Source organism: Streptomyces sp. AC512_CC834, from assembly GCF_019049325.1.
GTDB lineage: Bacteria > Actinomycetota > Actinomycetes > Streptomycetales > Streptomycetaceae > Streptomyces.
On record NZ_JAGMUO010000017.1, the window covers coordinates 60,298 to 77,172 of the forward strand.

The 16,875-nt window shown below is 69.9% G+C and carries 14 protein-coding genes and 3 pseudogenes; 15 read left to right on the top strand and 2 right to left on the bottom strand.

Annotation, left to right across the window (positions count from 1 at the left end; genetic code table 11):
• The first annotated feature begins 55 nt into the window (after positions 1 to 55).
• The 15 genes and pseudogenes from KUM40_RS06960 (at position 56) to KUM40_RS07025 (ending at position 15,595) form a co-directional block, all read left to right on the top strand.
• On the top strand, positions 56 to 886 hold the full coding sequence (locus KUM40_RS06960) for a hypothetical protein (protein WP_217163942.1): 831 nt from the start codon (positions 56 to 58) through the stop codon (positions 884 to 886).
• Positions 887 to 974: 88 nt separating this feature from the next.
• On the top strand, positions 975 to 1,481 hold the full coding sequence (locus tag KUM40_RS06965; RefSeq protein ID WP_217163944.1) for a DM13 domain-containing protein: 507 nt from the start codon (positions 975 to 977) through the stop codon (positions 1,479 to 1,481).
• A gap of 160 nt (positions 1,482 to 1,641) precedes the next feature.
• Positions 1,642 to 1,872, top strand: a complete 231-nt coding sequence (locus KUM40_RS06970) for an anti-sigma factor (RefSeq protein WP_217163946.1) — start codon at positions 1,642 to 1,644, stop codon at positions 1,870 to 1,872.
• A gap of 135 nt (positions 1,873 to 2,007) precedes the next feature.
• Positions 2,008 to 2,688 carry an RNA polymerase sigma factor gene (locus KUM40_RS06975; protein WP_217163948.1) on the top strand — a complete coding sequence of 227 codons (681 nt, stop codon included), beginning with the start codon at positions 2,008 to 2,010 and terminating at the stop codon, positions 2,686 to 2,688.
• Positions 2,675 to 2,905: an anti-sigma factor gene (locus tag KUM40_RS06980; RefSeq protein ID WP_217163950.1), complete on the top strand. Its 231-nt coding sequence runs from the start codon at positions 2,675 to 2,677 to the stop codon at positions 2,903 to 2,905. The genes KUM40_RS06975 and KUM40_RS06980 overlap by 14 nt, the downstream gene beginning before the upstream one ends.
• Before the next feature lie 381 nt (positions 2,906 to 3,286).
• Positions 3,287 to 3,988 (top strand): hemerythrin domain-containing protein, encoded by a 702-nt coding sequence (locus KUM40_RS06985; protein ID WP_308401073.1) that lies wholly within the window; start codon positions 3,287 to 3,289, stop codon positions 3,986 to 3,988.
• 259 nt (positions 3,989 to 4,247) lie between these two features.
• On the top strand, positions 4,248 to 5,021 hold the full coding sequence (locus KUM40_RS06990; RefSeq protein WP_217163952.1) for an SDR family oxidoreductase: 774 nt from the start codon (positions 4,248 to 4,250) through the stop codon (positions 5,019 to 5,021).
• Between the two features lie 165 nt (positions 5,022 to 5,186).
• On the top strand, positions 5,187 to 6,041 hold the full coding sequence (locus KUM40_RS06995) for an LLM class flavin-dependent oxidoreductase (RefSeq protein ID WP_217163954.1): 855 nt from the start codon (positions 5,187 to 5,189) through the stop codon (positions 6,039 to 6,041).
• A 134-nt stretch (positions 6,042 to 6,175) separates the two neighbouring features.
• Positions 6,176 to 6,359 (top strand): annotated as a pseudogene (locus tag KUM40_RS41060) (transposase); the annotation flags it as partial.
• A 12-nt stretch (positions 6,360 to 6,371) separates the two neighbouring features.
• Positions 6,372 to 6,734: pseudogene (locus tag KUM40_RS41065) on the top strand (FAD-dependent oxidoreductase); the annotation flags it as partial.
• 213 nt (positions 6,735 to 6,947) lie between these two features.
• Positions 6,948 to 9,152, top strand: a complete 2,205-nt coding sequence (locus KUM40_RS07005) for an MMPL family transporter (protein ID WP_254394705.1) — start codon at positions 6,948 to 6,950, stop codon at positions 9,150 to 9,152.
• A gap of 77 nt (positions 9,153 to 9,229) precedes the next feature.
• Positions 9,230 to 10,423 (top strand): sensor histidine kinase, encoded by a 1,194-nt coding sequence (locus KUM40_RS07010; RefSeq protein ID WP_217163958.1) that lies wholly within the window; start codon positions 9,230 to 9,232, stop codon positions 10,421 to 10,423.
• Complete coding sequence (locus KUM40_RS07015; protein WP_217163960.1) at positions 10,420 to 11,067, top strand: response regulator transcription factor; 648 nt, start codon at positions 10,420 to 10,422, stop codon at positions 11,065 to 11,067. Before KUM40_RS07010 ends, KUM40_RS07015 begins: the two co-directional genes overlap by 4 nt.
• Before the next feature lie 273 nt (positions 11,068 to 11,340).
• Positions 11,341 to 12,996, top strand: coding sequence for a serine/threonine-protein kinase (locus KUM40_RS07020; RefSeq protein WP_217163962.1), 1,656 nt, complete (start codon positions 11,341 to 11,343; stop codon positions 12,994 to 12,996).
• Positions 12,997 to 14,116: 1,120 nt separating this feature from the next.
• Positions 14,117 to 15,595 (top strand): MFS transporter, encoded by a 1,479-nt coding sequence (locus tag KUM40_RS07025; RefSeq protein WP_217163965.1) that lies wholly within the window; start codon positions 14,117 to 14,119, stop codon positions 15,593 to 15,595.
• Between the two features lie 114 nt (positions 15,596 to 15,709).
• Here the strand turns inward: KUM40_RS07025 and KUM40_RS07030 are convergent, their stop codons facing one another.
• Together KUM40_RS07030 and KUM40_RS07035 are read right to left on the bottom strand one after the other, a co-directional pair.
• Positions 15,710 to 15,925, bottom strand: a complete 216-nt coding sequence (locus KUM40_RS07030; protein ID WP_217163967.1) for a DUF397 domain-containing protein — start codon at positions 15,923 to 15,925, stop codon at positions 15,710 to 15,712.
• Positions 15,922 to 16,843, bottom strand: a pseudogene (locus KUM40_RS07035) (helix-turn-helix domain-containing protein). The gene KUM40_RS07030 and the pseudogene KUM40_RS07035 overlap by 4 nt, the downstream one beginning before the upstream one ends.
• Positions 16,844 to 16,875 lie beyond the last annotated feature (32 nt).

Sequence of the window (16,875 nt, forward strand, 5' to 3'; positions counted from 1 at the left end):
TCCGTCCCAGTACATCCAACCCAACGACGAGAGGCACGACATGACTGTCGGATCCGTGGAAACTGTCCCCACCTGCGCCTACCCGGGCTGCGACATGCCTGCAGAGTCGCCCGCTCCCGGCGCGCAGGGCCCGGCGCCCCACTTCTGTCCGGACCCCGAGCACAACTCGCTCGGCGCGTTCCGCAAGATCCGCGCCAAGCGGCAGCAGCGCAAGGAGGACAAGCGCGTGGCGTCCGAGGCCAAGAAGGCCGCGAAGAAGGCGACGAAGGAGGGCAGGACGACGGCCGTCGGACAGCAGCCCTGGCCCGCCGTCGCCGCGGAGACGCCCGCCGCCGGCACGGAGGCGCGGCCCGCGGCGTCCGAGCAGCAGGCCGCAGCCTCACAGGACGTGGACGGCGAGATGGCCGCGTTGATGGCCATGACGACGGCCGAGGGTGACCGCGCCACTCAGTCACGCGACGCACTCGTCGCACTCATAGAGCGGCTCGTCGCCGAACTGCCGAACTACATCGAGGAGTTGGCAGTCATCACGGACTCCGCGGCGGCCGAGGCACGGATCGAGACGGTAACCCGAGCCTGCGCACAGCGCATCCTGGCCGCCGAGGGACGAGCCGCGCTCGCCGAGGAGGCCGGCGACATGGCCGTCGCCGGGCTCGACGCCGCGCAGGAGAAGTTCACCGAGGAGACCGCCGCGATCCGCGAGGAGACGGCCCGCCAGGTGGCCGACGCCGAGTTCGTCCGGGCCGAGCTGGAGCGCTACCGCGAGCGCGTGAGCATGCTCGAGGTCCGCCTCGACGCCGTCCGCGACGAGGCCGACGAACTGCGCCGCGAGAGGGCCGCACGCCCCACCACTGACCGGGAACAGCCGCGCCCCGCTGGGCGATAGCGCGAACCGACCGCCGTCCGGCGGGCCCGTGCTCGGCGCCCGCCGGACGGCGGGCCTGCGAGAAGACCCCACAGAGATGGAAAGACTCATGGACCGAACCAGGCGTCCGATCCTCTGGACCACCGTCGCCGCTGTCGTCGTCCTGGCGGCGGTCGGGCTGTACCTCTTCCAGCCCTGGCGGCTGTTCACGACGAACCGTGTCGACGAGGCAGCCCCCGTCGCCACCGACCAGCAGCGGGTGGCGACCAAGCCCTTGTCGACAGGCAGCTTCATCTCCCACGAACACGAGACCAGCGGCTCGGTGGAAGTCCAGCCACTCGCGGGCGGAAAGGCCAACCTGCGCCTGACCGATCTGCGGACCTCCGACGGCCCGGCCCTGCACGTCTGGCTCAGCGACCAGCCGGTCGAGCAGAGCGGCGGCGGCAACCTCGACGACGGCGCCCACGTCGACCTCGGCGATCTCAAGGGCAACGAGGGCAACCAGAACTACGCGATCCCGGCGGGTACCGACCTGGGCAGGTTCTCCACGGTGACGATCTGGTGCGAGCGCTTCAGCGTGTCCTTCGGCGCGGCCGAGCTGGAGCAGAGCGCCTGACGCGCTCGGCCCACGGCGCAGCGTGGAGCAGGTGGCAGGACCACCTGCTCCACGGCCGTCTCCGACGCGGTCCGCGTTCTACGAGCTCGGACCGACCGGACTGTATGGTCATTTGTAACGTTCCGGACGTGTTGGTCACCGAGGAGATCAGGCAGGTGCCATGAACTGTAACGAGTTCGTCGATGCGGTCACCGCCTTCCTCGACGGTGCCATGGGGGAAGCGACCGAGCTGCCCTTCCTCACACACCTCACGACGTGCGGCGACTGCGAGACCTGTTTCGACCAGTTCCAGCAGACCATCACGATCCTGGGTGAGCTGTCCGACAAGCACCTGTCCACGCCGGCGCGCGCCCAACTGCTGGGAGACTTCGCTGCGTTGCGACGACACTGACGACCCCGCCACAGTCACCCGCGCCTGCCTGGCACAGGTCTTACCGTGCCATGACCGAACACGTCAGCGTGCACTTTCACTCACCGGGCTGACCTAGGCTGGCACCCCAATCGGCGGTCGGCAAGGGAGAGGTCAATGGCGGGCGTACGCGAACTGCCGCCGGACGAGGTCCTGGTCCAGCGACTGCGCAGCGGTGACGAGGAGGCGTTCGCCCTGGTCCTGGACGCCTGGTCGGGCGGCCTGCTCCGGCTGGCTTCGTCCTTCGTCTCGACCAAGGCATCGGCGGAGGAGGCCGTCCAGGACACGTGGCTGGCGGTCATCAAGGGGATCGGCGACTTCGAAGGCCGTTCGTCCTTGAAGACTTGGGTGTACCGGATCCTCGTCCGCACGGCCAAGACGCGCGGTACGAAGGAGAGCAGGACGGTTCCCTTCACCAGTCTGCTGCCGGAGGAGGCGGAGGCGACGGTGGACGCCTCACGTTTCCGGGCCCCCGGCGAGCGTTACGCCGGACACTGGGCCGTCGGCCAGGAACCGCGACCGTGGCACATACCCGAGGACCACGTGCTGCGCGGCGAGGTTCGCGAGGTGATAGCCGAGGCGCTCGACGCCCTCCCGCCCCGCCTGCGCGCGGTACTCACCCTCCGGGACGTCGAAGGGTACGGCTCGCAGGAGGTGTGCTCCCTGTTGGAGATATCGCCGGGCAACCAACGCGTCCTCCTCCACCGAGCCAGGGCGATGCTGCGCGGTAAGCTGGAGGCTTATGCGTCGAGTCCTTCTGATGCCCACGTGGGAGGGGACGAACGTGGACTGCGTTGACTTCGTGGAGTTGGTGACCGACTTCCTGGAAGGCGCCATGCCCCAGGACGACGAGCGGCGGTTCATTGAGCACCTGGCGGTATGCCCGGGCTGCGAGCGCTACCTGGACCAGTACCGCCAGACGATCGCCACGACGGGTGAGCTGACCCCGGACCACATCTCGCCGGACGCCAGACGTCATCTGCTTACCGCTTTCAGGGACTGGCAGCGACAATGATCCCTGGCATCAGGCGCGAGAGCACCTCCGGGGGTACCCGGCCGCAGCGCGCGTTGCCGACCAGGAGAGCATGACCCGCGTGCCGGACGGCCACCTGGCCCCGGGGCGCGCGGTGGCGCACTGCCCCGCCCCCGCGGGGAACGGGTGAGAGCACGCTGTCCCGACGAAGTCCGTCTGGGAGGCCATCGGCCCGGGCGACCACTGACTCGGACGCGAGGAGCGGACCGAAGCCACCGGTGGCACGTGTCGGCGCCGTCGCCCGGCACGCTCGACCTCGTACCCATGGCACAACCGTCCACGTCCGGACGGGCTCCCTCTCCGAGTGAACCGATCCCCGCTTCTTCCCGTTGAAGCAGGGACACCGACACCTGGAGAGCATCCGTGACTGAGTCCGCATCCGCCTCTGCGCCGGACACCGCGCCCGCCGCCGACCACGCACCCGCCGACAGCCGGGACATGTACGCCGTTCACGCCATGCTCCGCCGGGAGTTCGCGGAGCTTCCCCGATACGTTGTGAACGTCATGCCCGGGGACGGCCGGCAGGCCGAGTTCGTCGCCGAGCACATCGACTTCGTGACCCGGATCCTGCACGTCCACCATGACGGCGAGGACACACTTGTTTGGCCGAAGCTGGCCGAGCGCGTACCGGCAGACGCCGCGCCCGTGCTGACCGCCATGCAGGCCGACCACGCCGGGATCGACCGCGGGCTGGCCGCGGTCACCAGCGCGGCCGCGTCCTGGAGGGTGAACCCGGACGCGGCGCGGCGCGAGGCTGTCGTGGACGCGCTGTGCGAGCTGGCGCCCGTCGTGGACTCGCACTTGACTGCCGAGGAAGCCGAGGCGCTCCTCCTCATCGACACCTACCTGAGCGCGTCGGAGTGGGCCGAAGTGGGGATGCACGGGATCGCCCACCTGCAGCCGGAACAGTACTCGCTGTTCTTCGGCATGCTGCTGCACGATCTGGATCCGGATCTGTACAAGGTGCTCCAGGCCACCCTGCCTCCGGACCTGTTCGGGGAGCTTGCCGTCAGCGGCCCGCAGGAGTACGCCCGGCACCGCCGCCGGCTGGCTACCGAGGCTTGACGGCGCTGTAGAAGGCGGGCGTCACGGTGACAGCGGTGGTGTGCTCACCGCGTTGTCGCGGACCTGTGGTAGCACTGATGAGCGGATTTCACCGCCGTACCGCTTCGCCGGGCTGGTGGCGGTGCGGCCGGAGCGGGTCGGGGAGGCCGGCCGATCCGGACGGGCCTGTGTTGACCGCCCGCCGAACTCCCACGGTGAGCAGCCGACGTGCCTGAAACGGACTGCGGCACCGCCACCCTGACGGAAGGTTGAACACGAGTTGCGTAACGTCCTCATCGTCGGCGCCACACAGGGCACCGGCCGGGAACTGGCCGCCGCCTACCTGCGCGACGGCGCGAACGTCGTCGTCACCGGGCGCGAGGCCACCCGGGCCGAAACCGTAGCCGCCGAACTCACCGCCGAGGCCGCCGAGGCCACCGCGACGGTGGCAGGGAAGCCACCGGCGGTCACCACCGACGACGGCCCACCCTCCCCCGGTGTGGCCACCGGCAGGGCACTCGACCTCAGCCGCCCGGAGACCGTTGCCGCGGCGCTCGCTCCGGTCGAGCAGGTCGACAGGCTCGCCCTGGTCGGTATGGTCCGCGACCGTAACACTCTGGCCGGCTTCGACACAGCGGCTGCGAGTCAGCTAGCCGTGACAAAGATCGTCGGCTACACGGCCGTCATCGCCGCTCTGGCCGAACGCCTGGCGCCGGACGCGGCGGTGCTGCTGTTCGGCGGCGGCGCCAAGGACTACCCGTACCCCGGCTCGACGACCCTGACAGCCGTCAACGCCGCCGTAACCGGGATGGTGCGGACGCTGAGCATCGAGCTGGCGCCGGTGCGGGTGAACGCGATCCACCCCGGGCCGATCGGCGACAGCCCGTTCTGGCAGGGCAAGTCGGAACTGGCCGACACTCTGGCCAAGTTCCGGTCGCAGACGCTGACCGGAGAGCTCGGCGACATGGCCGACATCGTCGACGCCTGCCGGTTCCTGCTGGAAAACCGGCTGGCCAACGGAATCGACCTGCCCATCGACGGCGGACATCCATAAGACCGGACACAGCGTGCCACTGTTCTCCGTCAGGCTTGGGCTCACTAGGCGCCTTGCACCGCTCAACACCCCCAAGCCACTGGAGGAACGGCACACTCCGCAAGTGCAATCCCTGCAGTGAGCGACCAGTCGGCGCACTTACTCTCCACAGAAGGAGTACAGCCTATGAAAATTGGTATCGGAATTCCCAATCAGATACGTGATGTGAGAGCGGAAGTCATACCGGAGTGGGCGCGGCGTGCCGAAGACGCAGGGTTTTCCTCCCTGGGCAGTGTGGGCCGTGTCGCCTATCCGGGAGTGATGGACACAATCGCGCTGGCAGCAGCGGCAGGGGCCACGAGCAGGATCGGGCTCATCAGCAACGTCCTGCTCGGCCCGGTCTGGCCCGCTCTCCTGCTGGCCAAGGAAGCTCAGAGCATCGACGGTGTTTCGGGCGGCCGTCTCACCCTCGGTATCGGCCTCGGGGGGCGGTCCGACGATTTCGTGGTGGAGGGCCTTGGCCCGCGCAGCACCGGTAAGCGGCTCGACAGCGACATCGAGACATACAAGAGCGTCTGGCGCGGCGGGACTCCCGCCGGCTGCGACAACCCACTGGCCCCCAGAGGCAGCCGTGAGGTGCCTCTGCTCTTCGGCGGCATGGTCCAGGCGTCATACAAACGCGTGGCACGCTCCGGCCGTGGCTATATCGGCGCGTCAGTACCGGCACACGTGATCGCCGGCGCCTTCGACGGCGTACGCACAGCCTGGAAGGAAGCCGGACGCGACGGCTCTCCGTACCTGGTCGCCATCGCCTATTACGCCGTCGCGGACATCGAGGGTGGCCGGGCGAACGTCTACGACTACTACTCCACCGCGGGAGCAGACACCGCTGGTTTCATCGCCTCCGCGGTGAGCGGAGGAGCGGACGCGATCAAGAAGACCGTCAGCGAGTTCGAGGCGATCGGAGCAGACGAGCTGATCCTCAATCCGACCAGCGACGACATCGCCGAGATCCAGCGCGTCGCCGAGGTCGTCCTCTGACACGTTGGCTGCGATCCACGACCTGTTACGCGACGAGACCCGCCGGTTCCATGGCCGCTGAGTGGAGCCCGACCACGGCCGTAGTAGACGCGCAGAGCGTGAAGACCTCGGCAAACCGTCGGTCACGGCCGTGGATCGTGTCAGACGAACTGTGGTCCCTGATCGAGCCGTTGTTGCCGAAGCCAAGTCCGAAGAAGGCCGTGGGCCGACCGCGGGTGCCGGACCAGCAGGCCCTGAGCGGGATCCTGTTCGTCCCGCACACCGGTATCCAGTGGGATTACCTGCTCCCAGGAACTCGGCTTCGGCTCGGGCGTCACGCACACCCGCACCGTGCACGTCCTGGCCGGTCGGGAGCGCCCGCTGCGCGTACCGTACGACCAACTGGTCCTCGCCGTCGGCGCGGTGCCGCACTTCTTCGACCTTCCCGGCGTCGGCGAGCACGCCTTCCCGCTGAAGTCCGTCGAGGACGCCACCCGGCTGCGCGACCACGTGCTGGGCGCGCCGGAGAGCGCCGACCTGGAGCCGGACCCGGCCGAGCAGGCCAGGCCGCTGACGTTCGTGGTGGCGGGCGGCGGGTTCGCCGGGACGAAACTGGTGGCCGAACTCTTCGACCTCGTACACGACATGCTCCACTTCTGTCCGAGGCCGCACGGGCTGCGGCCCAGGTTTGTGATCGTGCACGCGGGCGACCGGCTGCTGCGGCTGCGAGGACGTCGGCGGTCTCGGCGTCGTCATCGGGGGGCAGCGGCACCTCGCTCGGGATCCTGCTGGACACCACAGCGCCCGTGCCGGTCTTCCACACCCTCGGCTTCCACTGAGCCGGGTGGGGGTCCACCAGTTGGTGGACCCGAAGTTCAACCGGTCGCCGCTGTCGGCACCACACCCCCGGCGAAGAGCATGGCTGCCATGAAGAATCTCACCGTACGCATGGCTCGTTGGAGCGCCGTCCACCCCTGGCGGGGCATCGTCGGCTGGTTCGTGTTCGTGGTCCTGTGCCTCGGCGTCGGCATCTCCGTCGGCACCAACGAGGCGACCACCGAAGACTTCCGCATCGGAGAGGCGGGACGCGGCGAGGCGATCGCCGCCGAGGGCGGATTGGAGCAGCGCCCCGTCGAACACGTCCTGATCACCGCGAAGCCGGGCACCGGAAAGCTCGACATCGCCGCCGCCGACTCGGCCGCCGACGATGTCGCCGCCCGGATGGCCAAGCTCCCCGAGGTGCTCACCGTCGACGACCCGGTACGCGACGCGGACGACACGGCGGTGCGGGTCACCGTCACCATGAAGGCCCCGGAGCGGGAGGGCAAGGATCACGTCGACGCGCTGATCGAGCAGACCGCGGCCGTACAGGAGGCCAACCCCTCGCTGCGCGTCGAGGAGACCGGATCGCCGTCCATCAGCAAGGGCGTCGACAAGCTGCGCGGCGACGACCTCGCGCGCACCGAGATGATCGCCCTGCCGGTCACCCTCGTCACCCTGCTGCTGGTCTTCAGCTCCGTGGCCATGGCCCTCGTACCGCTGCTGCTCGCCCTGTCCTCGATCGCCGCGGCCGTCGGCCTGTCGATGGTGGCCTCGCACGTCTTCCCCGACAACGGCATCGGCATCAACATCATCCTGCTGATCGGCCTCGCCGTCGGCGTCGACTACACGCTCTTCTACCTCAAGCGCGAACGTGAGGAACGGGCCCGCGCGGGTGGCAGACTGAGCCCGCAGGCCGCCGTCGAACTCGCCGCCGCCACCTCCGGACGGGCTGTCGTCGTCTCCGGTCTCGCCGTCGCCGTCTCCAGCGCCACCCTCTACCTCGCCGACGACGTCATCTTCTCGTCCATCGCCACCGGCGCGATCGTCGTCACCCTCGTCGCCGTCGTCAGCTCCCTGACCGCACTGCCCGCCCTCCTCGCCAAACTGGGCATGCGTGCCGACCGCCGAGCCGAGCGCCGGGCGGCCCGCGGGCTCGCACCGAGGAGGCAGAAGACGTACAAGGCCGGCCCCGGCCGCCTGACCGCCGCCGCGCTGCGCCCCGTTGCCCGGCACCCCCGCGCCACGCTCACCGTCACCGTGGTCGCGATGCTCGCCCTCGCCGCCCCGGTCCTCGGCCTCAACCTCACCGACATGGGCCGCGAGACACACTCCCGCTCCATCGACGCCATGCAGGTCTACGACCGGCTGAACGCGGCCTACCCGGAGCTGAAGTCCATGCACCAGGTCGTCGTCCGCGCCGACGCCGACCGTTCGCCCGAGGTGACCGCCGCCCTGCGCGAACTCGCCGCCGACGTCGAGGACGACCCGCGACTGAGCGGCGACTCCCGGCTGACCACGTCGCCCGACAAGCGGATCAGCATGCTCCAACTGCAGGTCCCGCACTACGTCAGCAGCGACGAGGCCCAGTCCTCGCTCAAGGACATCCGCGACACGTACCTGCCGGAGACCGTCGGCCGGGTGAAGGGTGCCGAGACCGCGGTGACCGGTGACGTCGCCCGCTACGCCGACTACCCGACCCACCAGGAAGAGAAGCTGCCGCTCATCCTCGGGGCACTGCTCCTGGTGACCTTCGCCATGACCGTGTGGGCGTTCCGCTCCGTGGTCCTCGGCCTGGTCGGCGTCGTCCTCAACCTCCTGTCGGCCGCCGCCGCGCTCGGCGTGCTCGTCATGGTCTTCCAGCACACCTGGGCCGAAGGACTGATCGACTTCACCTCCACCGGTTCGATCGGCGCCCGCGTCCCGCTGTTCCTCTTCGTGATCCTGTTCGGCCTGTCGATGGACTACCAGGTCTTCGTGATCAGCCGGATCCGGGAGGCCGCCCTGCGCGGAGTCCCGACCCGCCAGGCCGTGATCGACGGCATCGGCAGCTCGGCGAGCGTGGTGACCAGTGCCGCCGTGGTCATGGTCACGGTCTTCGCCAGCTTCGCGGCCCTGCACATCATCGAGATGAAGCAGATCGGCTTCAGCCTCGCGGTCGCCGTCCTCCTGGATGCCTTCGTCATTCGCATGCTGGTCCTGCCGTCCATGATGCTCCTGCTCGGCGACGCCAACTGGTGGCCCTCGCGCGCGGTGCGCCGAGCTCTGCGCAGCACCGAACCGGCCCCCCGCCCCCTGGAATCGGTAAACTGATCAGCTTGATCAGCTTGATCAGCTTGATCGGCTTGGCCGACGGCACCGCAACTCCCGTACGAGCGAGGTGACTCACCGTGGCTCAGTGGCAGCAGCAGTCGGGTGACCGGCTCGTGCCGGACCGCGTCCGCGGCTGGTACTCGGCAGGCTGGATCCTGTTCGGGCTGCTGCCCCCGGCCGTCGCCGTGTCCGACGCGACGCCGGCCCGGAGGTACTGGGTGCTCGGCCTGCTCGCCCTGATCGCGCTGTGCCACCTCGCCGTTCTCACCCGACCGGACAACCCCCTGCTGCGCCCCCGTGCCTACCTCGCGGTCCTCGGCGTCGTCCTCGGCGGAACGTCCTACCTGCTGGACGGCGGGGCCGCCTTCTACGTGGTGTCCCTGCCGCAGTTCTGGCTCTTCGCCCGCGCCCCGCGGAACGCGGTCACGCTCAGCGGGGCCGCCGCGGCCCTCACCGTCCTCGGCAGCACGCTCGCCCAGGGCTGGAGCCCCCAGTTCCTCACCGGCAACGTGGTGTTCACCGTCGTCGCCTACGGCGCGGGGACGGCTCTGGGGCTGTGGGTGCACCGCTTCGTAGGCCGGAGCAACGAGCGGCAGGAGCAACTGACCGCCGAACTCGCCGTCGCACAGGAGGAACTGATGGCCGCGTACCAGCAGCAGGGCGCGGCCGAAGAGCGTGAACGGATCGCCCGGGAGATCCACGACACCCTCGCCCAGGGCTTCGCCTCCATCGTGGTGCTCGCGGAGGCCGCCCGCGCCGCCACCGTCACCGACCCCGCACGCTGCGTCGAGCAGCTCACCTCCATCGAGCAGACCGCGCGCGAGAACCTGGCCGAGGCCCGGGTGCTCGTCGGCTCCGCCCCCCAGAGCGGCGTCGCACCCGGTTCCCTGGCCGCCACCCTGCGCAGGATCCTGGACCGTTTCGTCCAGGACACGGGCCTCACCGTCACCGCCGAACTGCGCGACACGCAACTGGACCAGCGCACCCGCGTCGCCCTGCTGCGCTGCGCACAGGAATCCCTCGCCAACGTGCGCAAACACTCGGGCGCCTCCGCCGTCGGCGTCGTCCTCACCGAACTCGAGGGCGTCGTCGAGCTGGAGATCACCGACGACGGCTGCGGCTTCGTCGTCGAGGAGTCCCACGGCTTCGGCCTCGACGGCATGCGCCGACGGCTGGCCGAACTCGACGGCGAACTCGCCGTCACCAGCTCCCTCGGGGACGGCACCCGCATTCTCGCCGGCCTTCCCACGCACAGTCAGGACCGACCATGACCGACACCGCGAACAGCCGGATCCGTGTGGTCGTGGTCGACGACCACGCCGTGATGCGCGCCGGAGTCATCGCCCTGCTGACCAACGAGCCCACCATAGAGATCGTCGGCGAGGCGAGCGACGGTCGCGAGGGCGTGGGCCTCGTCGAGCGGCTCGCCCCCGACGTGGCCCTGGTCGACCTGCGCATGCCGGTGCTCGACGGCGTGGCCGCCACCACCGAGATCGTCGCCCTGTCGGTGGCCACCCGGGTGCTGATCCTCACCACCTACGACACGGACGTCGAGATCGAACGTGCCGTGGAGGCCGGCGCCGTCGGCTACCTCCTCAAGGACACCACCCGCGAGCAGCTCGCCGACGCCATCCGCTCGGCGGCGCGCGGTGAGACGGTCCTCGCGCCCAAGGTCGCGGAGCGACTCGTGGCCCGGATGCGCCGCCCCGCGCCGGTCGTGCTCACCGCCCGCGAGCGGGACGTGCTGCACGCCGTCGCCGACGGCCTGTCCAACGCCGAGATCGGCCGCCGCCTGGTCATCGGCGAGGCCACGGTGAAGACGCACCTCCTGCGGGTCTTCGCGAAACTCGACGTCAGCGACCGCACGCGCGCCGTCGTCGTCGCCCTGGAACGCGGACTGCTCGTGCGCTCCTGAGCCGGCCCGAGGCTGGGTCGGTTTCATGCTCGGCTTCGTACTCGGTTCCGTGCTCGGTTTCGTGCCGGGCCGCGAGGTCGCCCCGCACCCCGGGCGGTCAACCGTTCCCGTCTCAGGGGCGGTTGGAGACGGTCGTCTTCGGGTGTCGGTATTGTTGCCACCGTCTTTTCCTTTGGCCCGGATCCGATCGGTCCGGGCCTGCCTGTTTCGCCGCGGTGGGGAACCGCGTGGGACGTGGTTGCCGGGTGGTAGCGAGAGGGATGTGAGAGACCGGTGCTGACCGGTGTACCTGATCAGCAGGCCGACGGGGGCTCCGGGAGGCTGATCTCCGGCCGCTATCTGCTGCACGACGTACTCGGCAAGGGCGGCATGGGCACCGTCTGGCGTGCTCACGACCAGCTCCTCGACCGGCAGGTCGCCGCCAAGGAACTGCACTTCGCCGCCGAGGCCGACGAGGACCACCGGGTACGGATGCGTCGCGCGGTCCGTGAGGCACGCGCCGTCGCCCGGGTGCCGCATCCCCATGTGGTCGGCGTGCACGACCTGGTCGAGTACGAGGACCGGCTCTGGATCGTCATGGAGCTGGTGCAGGGCCCCTCGCTCGCTGCTCGGGTCGCCCGTTCCGGGCCGCTCACCCCGGCGCACACCGCCCGTCTCGGACTCCAACTGCTCGACGCCCTCAAGGCCGTCCACCTCGCCGGCACCCTGCACCGCGACGTGAAACCCGCCAACGTGCTGCTGCGCCCCGACGGCAGCGCGGTGCTGACCGACTTCGGCATCGCCGCCCTCGACGACGGCGAGCCGCTCGCGTCCACCGGTCAACTGGTCGGCTCCGTCGAGTACATGGCACCGGAACGGGCCTTGGCGCACGAGGGCGGGCCGGAGTCCGACCTGTGGTCGCTCGGCGCCACGCTGGTCACCGTCTGCGGAGGGCAGTCGCCCTTCCGCAGATCCGCGTACGCCGCGACCATGCACGCCGTCGTGTACGGGGATCCGACGCTTCCGGAGGGCCTCGGCCCGCTCCGCCCCGTCGTCGAGGCCCTGCTGCGCAAGGAGCCGGGCGAGCGCCCCACCGCCGACGACCTGGCGGAGGCCCTGCGGGACGTCGCGGCGGGGGAGACGACGGACCTCGCCCCGTTGCCCGTGGCCGGGCTCGGGGGCAGCGGCGTCGCGCCCGACGCCGTCACCGTTGCCGTTGCCGTCAGCCATGCTCCCGCGCCGTCGGACCGGGCGGGGGACACCCGGATCGCGCCCCCGGGCGGCTTCGGAGGCACCGCGGCACACACCGCCGAAACCACCCGCACACCACCCCCGGCGCGCCAGGGAGGCGCCGGGCAGTGGCTGGCGTGGACACTCGCCGGGGCCGCCGCGCTCGTCGCCCTCGTGGGCGGCGGGCTGCTCCTCGCGGGCGTGGCCCCCTTCCAGGGCGACGAGCAGGGACCGGCCCAGGGAGCGGCCCAGGGCAGGACCGAGGCCCCCGCTCCGGCGGCGACACCCCTGGCCTCACCCGTCGGGGCGCCCCAGGTCACGTCCTACGAGCTGGTCGTGAGCGCCCACGAGGGCTGGCAGCCGGTCGAGAACGCGGTGGTCCGCGAGGGCGACACCGTCACCGTGAGCTTCCAGCAGGGCGCGTGGACGGTCGACCAGCAGGGCATGCCCATGACCGGACCGGCCGGCTACGACACGCAGACCGACCGGACGCTGGACTTCGCGAGCCAGTGCAAGGTCCTCCCCGAGGCACCCTTCGGCACCCTCGTGACACGCCTGGCGGACACCGAGGACGCACCGGCCCTCGCCATCGGGGAGGCGAAGACCTTCAAGGCGGGCGGTGACGGCCTGGTCCAGCTCCGCATCAACGACGGCGAGGGCTGCCTCGACGACAACACGGGCGAGATCAGCGTGATCGTGGAGGTCACCCACCAGCCCTGACGGCCGGCCTCCATCAGATGCCCGGGCCCGTACGTCGTCGCCAGGCCGTCCACGGTGAACCCGGAGCGATGTTGCTCGGGTTGGGCATACTCAAATGAACCATAGTATGGACAATGTGAGTGTTCATGCGGTTGCTTTAAGTGACGAATCAGAGTGCGCCAGAAGGCGTGCGGGGCGAAGGTGATCACAGGCCCGGCGGCGCGCTTGATGTCGCGGACGGGGATGCGGGTGGGGATGTGGTCGGCCGTCTCCGTCTGCGGCTTCAAAACGAGAGCCCATCCGTAGGGGGTCGGGTGGTGGCCTGCGACGTTGCGGCGCGTCGTGCATTGGATGCACGATTCACGCGGCCGATCCGACAGAGCCCACCACAGACGCAGTTGCCCGGCCCGACGGGGCCACGATGCGGCTGCGCCTGGGTACCCACCCGGTAGAGATCCGGTCACCTCTGGACGGGGATGCTGCGGGAACCGGTGCATCATCCGGCCGGCAAGGCCCATCGCCTCGAACCCGGCCCGAGCCGCCGGCTGTTCCCAGGCGCTTGGGCGGGCCGGCCCACCCGCCTGCTCGGCTTCAGCGAGCAGACCGCGCGAACTGGATGGCGGAGAGCGGCGGCGACGATGCCCTACGCAGCCCACCGAGTCCGCGCCACTGTCGGCGCGCGCGGCAGACCGCAGCGGCCGGGCTGTGCGAGCGCCGCTCGAGCCATGATCCGGACGCCTCTGCCGGCCGGGATGGTGCCGGCAGCGGTTCAGTAACCCCTGGACGATCGGTCAGGTGCGGCCCTTCGTATTCTGATGTGCATAGAGCCCCGAGATGTCATATCGTGGTCGGGCTTCTGCGCTGGCGGGTTTCGGCAGCAGTGGCCGGAGTTCCTGTTCCTTCTGCGTCGATCTTGAGGTGACGTCCTATTAACCAGGCCATGTAGTCGTCCGCGTTCCCCACGTGCTGAGTTGTCGCACGTGTTCGGGGGCGGACGTCGCGCTGGCCTGAGTTGCGTCACCCACCCCCGCAGTTTCCTTTCCCGGGTGCAGCTCTGCCGTCTGCCCCGGGTTCCGTGTTTTCCGGCCTCGGTGCGGCTGTCGGCAGGGCTCCCCGATCCTTTCGATCAGGAGTTCCCGTCGTGTCTTCCTCCGCGCTCGACAACGAGCCGCAGCCCACCACCCAGCCCCCAACCCACCCAGCACCTGGACTGTCGAAGATGGGCTTGGCTGCCTGGATCGCCCTCTTGGTGCTGCTGGGTGCCGAGCTGATGGACATGATCGACCAGTCGGTCGTCCTGACCGCTCTGCCCGCGATCCAGGAGTCGACTGGCGCCGGACCGGACGCGGTGCAGTGGCTGACCACCGGCTATTCACTGCCCGTCGCCGTCGGGCTGATCACCGGCGGACGTCTCGGCGACCTCTACGGCCGGCGCAGGATCCTCCTCATCGGCACCGTCGTGTTCACCACGGCCTCGCTGCTGTGCGGCCTTGCTGCCGGGCCGGGCGTGCTGATCGGCGCCCGCGGGCTCCAGGGCGTGGGAGTCGCGCTGATGATCCCGCAGATCCTGGCCACCCTCCATGTCACCTTCGAGGGGCAGAACCGCAGCAAGGTGTTCGGTCTGTACGGGGCCGTCATGTCGCTCGCCAATGTCCTGGGCCCGGTGATGGGCGGCCTGCTGACCGAGGTGGACCTGTTCGGGCTGTCCTGGCGGCCGATCTTCCTGGTCAACGTGCCCGTCGGCCTCGCCGTGATCCTCCTGGGACGCAGGTTCATACCCGAGTCGACCGCCGCGAAGGCCGACCGGCCCGACCTGATCGGCATGCTGCTGTCCGCGCTGGCCGTCGTCCTCATCGTCTTCCCGCTCACCGAGGGGCACCTCCGTCACTGGCCGCTGTGGTGCTTCGCCCTGCTCGCCGCAGGTCTCCTCGCGCTCGGTGTCTTCCTGCGCCACCAGCAGCGCAAGCAGGGCAACGCCGCGCTCGTGACCCTGTCCCTCTTCCGGAGTCGGCAGTTCTCCGGCGGCATGACCGCGCAGCTGACGCATGGCCTGCTGTGCGGGCTGTTCTTCATGACCTGGACCCTCTACCTTCAGCGCGGCCTGGGCATGAGCCCCGTCCACGCGGCCCTGGCCTTCGTCCTGCTCTCCCTGGGTGAACTGGCAGGCGCGACCATCGCGGCGAAGAGCAGCGGGCGCTTCGCCCGCAGGCTGCCCCAGACCGGAGCCCTCATCGCGCTCGCTGCGATGGCCGCGTACGGACTCCAGACCGACCGGGGGCAGGCGGACCTGACTCTCGGGGCGATGACCGCTCCGGTCATACTGATCGGCTTCGGCCTCGGCATGGTCAGCGGCCCGCTCGCCGACATGTCGCTCGCCCGCGTCCCGCACGAGGACGCCGGTTCCGCCTCGGGCCTGTTCAACACCGCCATGCACCTGGGCATCGCCCTCGGCACCGCGCTGACCGCCCTGGTGTTCTTCGCCGCCACCGGCGGCTCACCCGACGCCGCACTCAACCGCGACGCGTTCATCACCGTGCTGTGGTGGGTCGGTAGCCTCCTCGCCCTGATGTGGGCCCTGATGTTCTGCCTGCCCAAGCAAGCAGACAACCAGGCCGACTGAGCCGCCCCCCCCCCAGGTGCCGGCCACAACTATGGCTGGGACCTGGTCCTTCCGCACAAGGGAGAGCCCTGCCGTCAGAAGGGAGGCGGCAGGGCTCTCGCGACCGTACGAGCGTCAGACGCGTCGTTCCGAGGAGGCCGGCCCGACGAACCCGGCCCACGCGTCACGCGACACCGCGACGACGGGCCCGGCGGCGACCTTGGAGTCCCGGACGTGCACAACTGCCGTACCGGCCGCGACCTCTACACAATCGCCGCCCTCGGCTCCGCTGTAGCTGCTCTTGAACCAGGCGAAGCCGGACGCGGCGGTCGAGGACTCAGCGTTGTTCATAGCGATCCCAGCAACCCTTCGACGAACTCCAGTGACTCTCGCGAGGTGAGAGTCTGTGATCGGATGATCCCATAGCGGGCGGCGGCGAGAGTGGTCTGTTCCGGGTCGGTCTGAAGAGCGCTGGTGCCCTGGGCCTCGGCGTAGACGAACCTCATTCCGTCCTTGCGCGTGACGATCGTGAACGGCCCGTCCACACCCGCGCTTTCCTCGCAGGAGAGCGGCATGACCTGGATGACCACGTTCGGCTTCTGCCCCATCAGCAGCAGGTGCTCCAACTGCCCGCGCAGGACCGCCTCTCCACCGTACGGACGCCGCAACACCGACTCATCCATCACGAAGCTCAGCAATGGTGCGGGCCAGCGGTTGAAGATGTCCTGACGGGCCAACCGTGCCGTCACGCGCTGCTCGATGGTTCTCCGCGTCCAAAACCGGTCGCCGCATCCCCAGCAGCGCCCTCATGTACTCCTCGGTCTGAAGCAGGCCCTTGACCACGAGGGTGTCGTAGGAGAGGAGCTCAACCGCCTCCTTCTCCAGCGTCGCCATCCCCTGGAAGAACACCGGATACTGAGCCCGCTCCACCTCCTCCTTCCACAGGCGCAGCAGCCCGCCCGCCCCCAGCACCTCGTCCGCCCGGTCGATCGTCCCCGGCGACGGAATCCTCCGCCCCTGCTCGAACGACGCGACCGTGGACGCCGAATACCCGATCCGGCTGCCGAACTCGCCCCGGTCCAGCCCTTCCCGCAGCCGCAGTGTCTTCATGGTCTGCCCGAACGCGGCGACGACGCCCTTCCCGGCCCCGTCCTCGGGGCGCCGCCCGTCACCGTTGCCGTCCTCGCCGCCGCTCTCCCATCCGTCGCCGAGACTCACGACTGCCGATGGCTCGCCGTCCCCGCCGCCCGAACCCGTACGCTCCGTCATCGAACACCGCCTCCCTGGCCCAACGCCCCCGC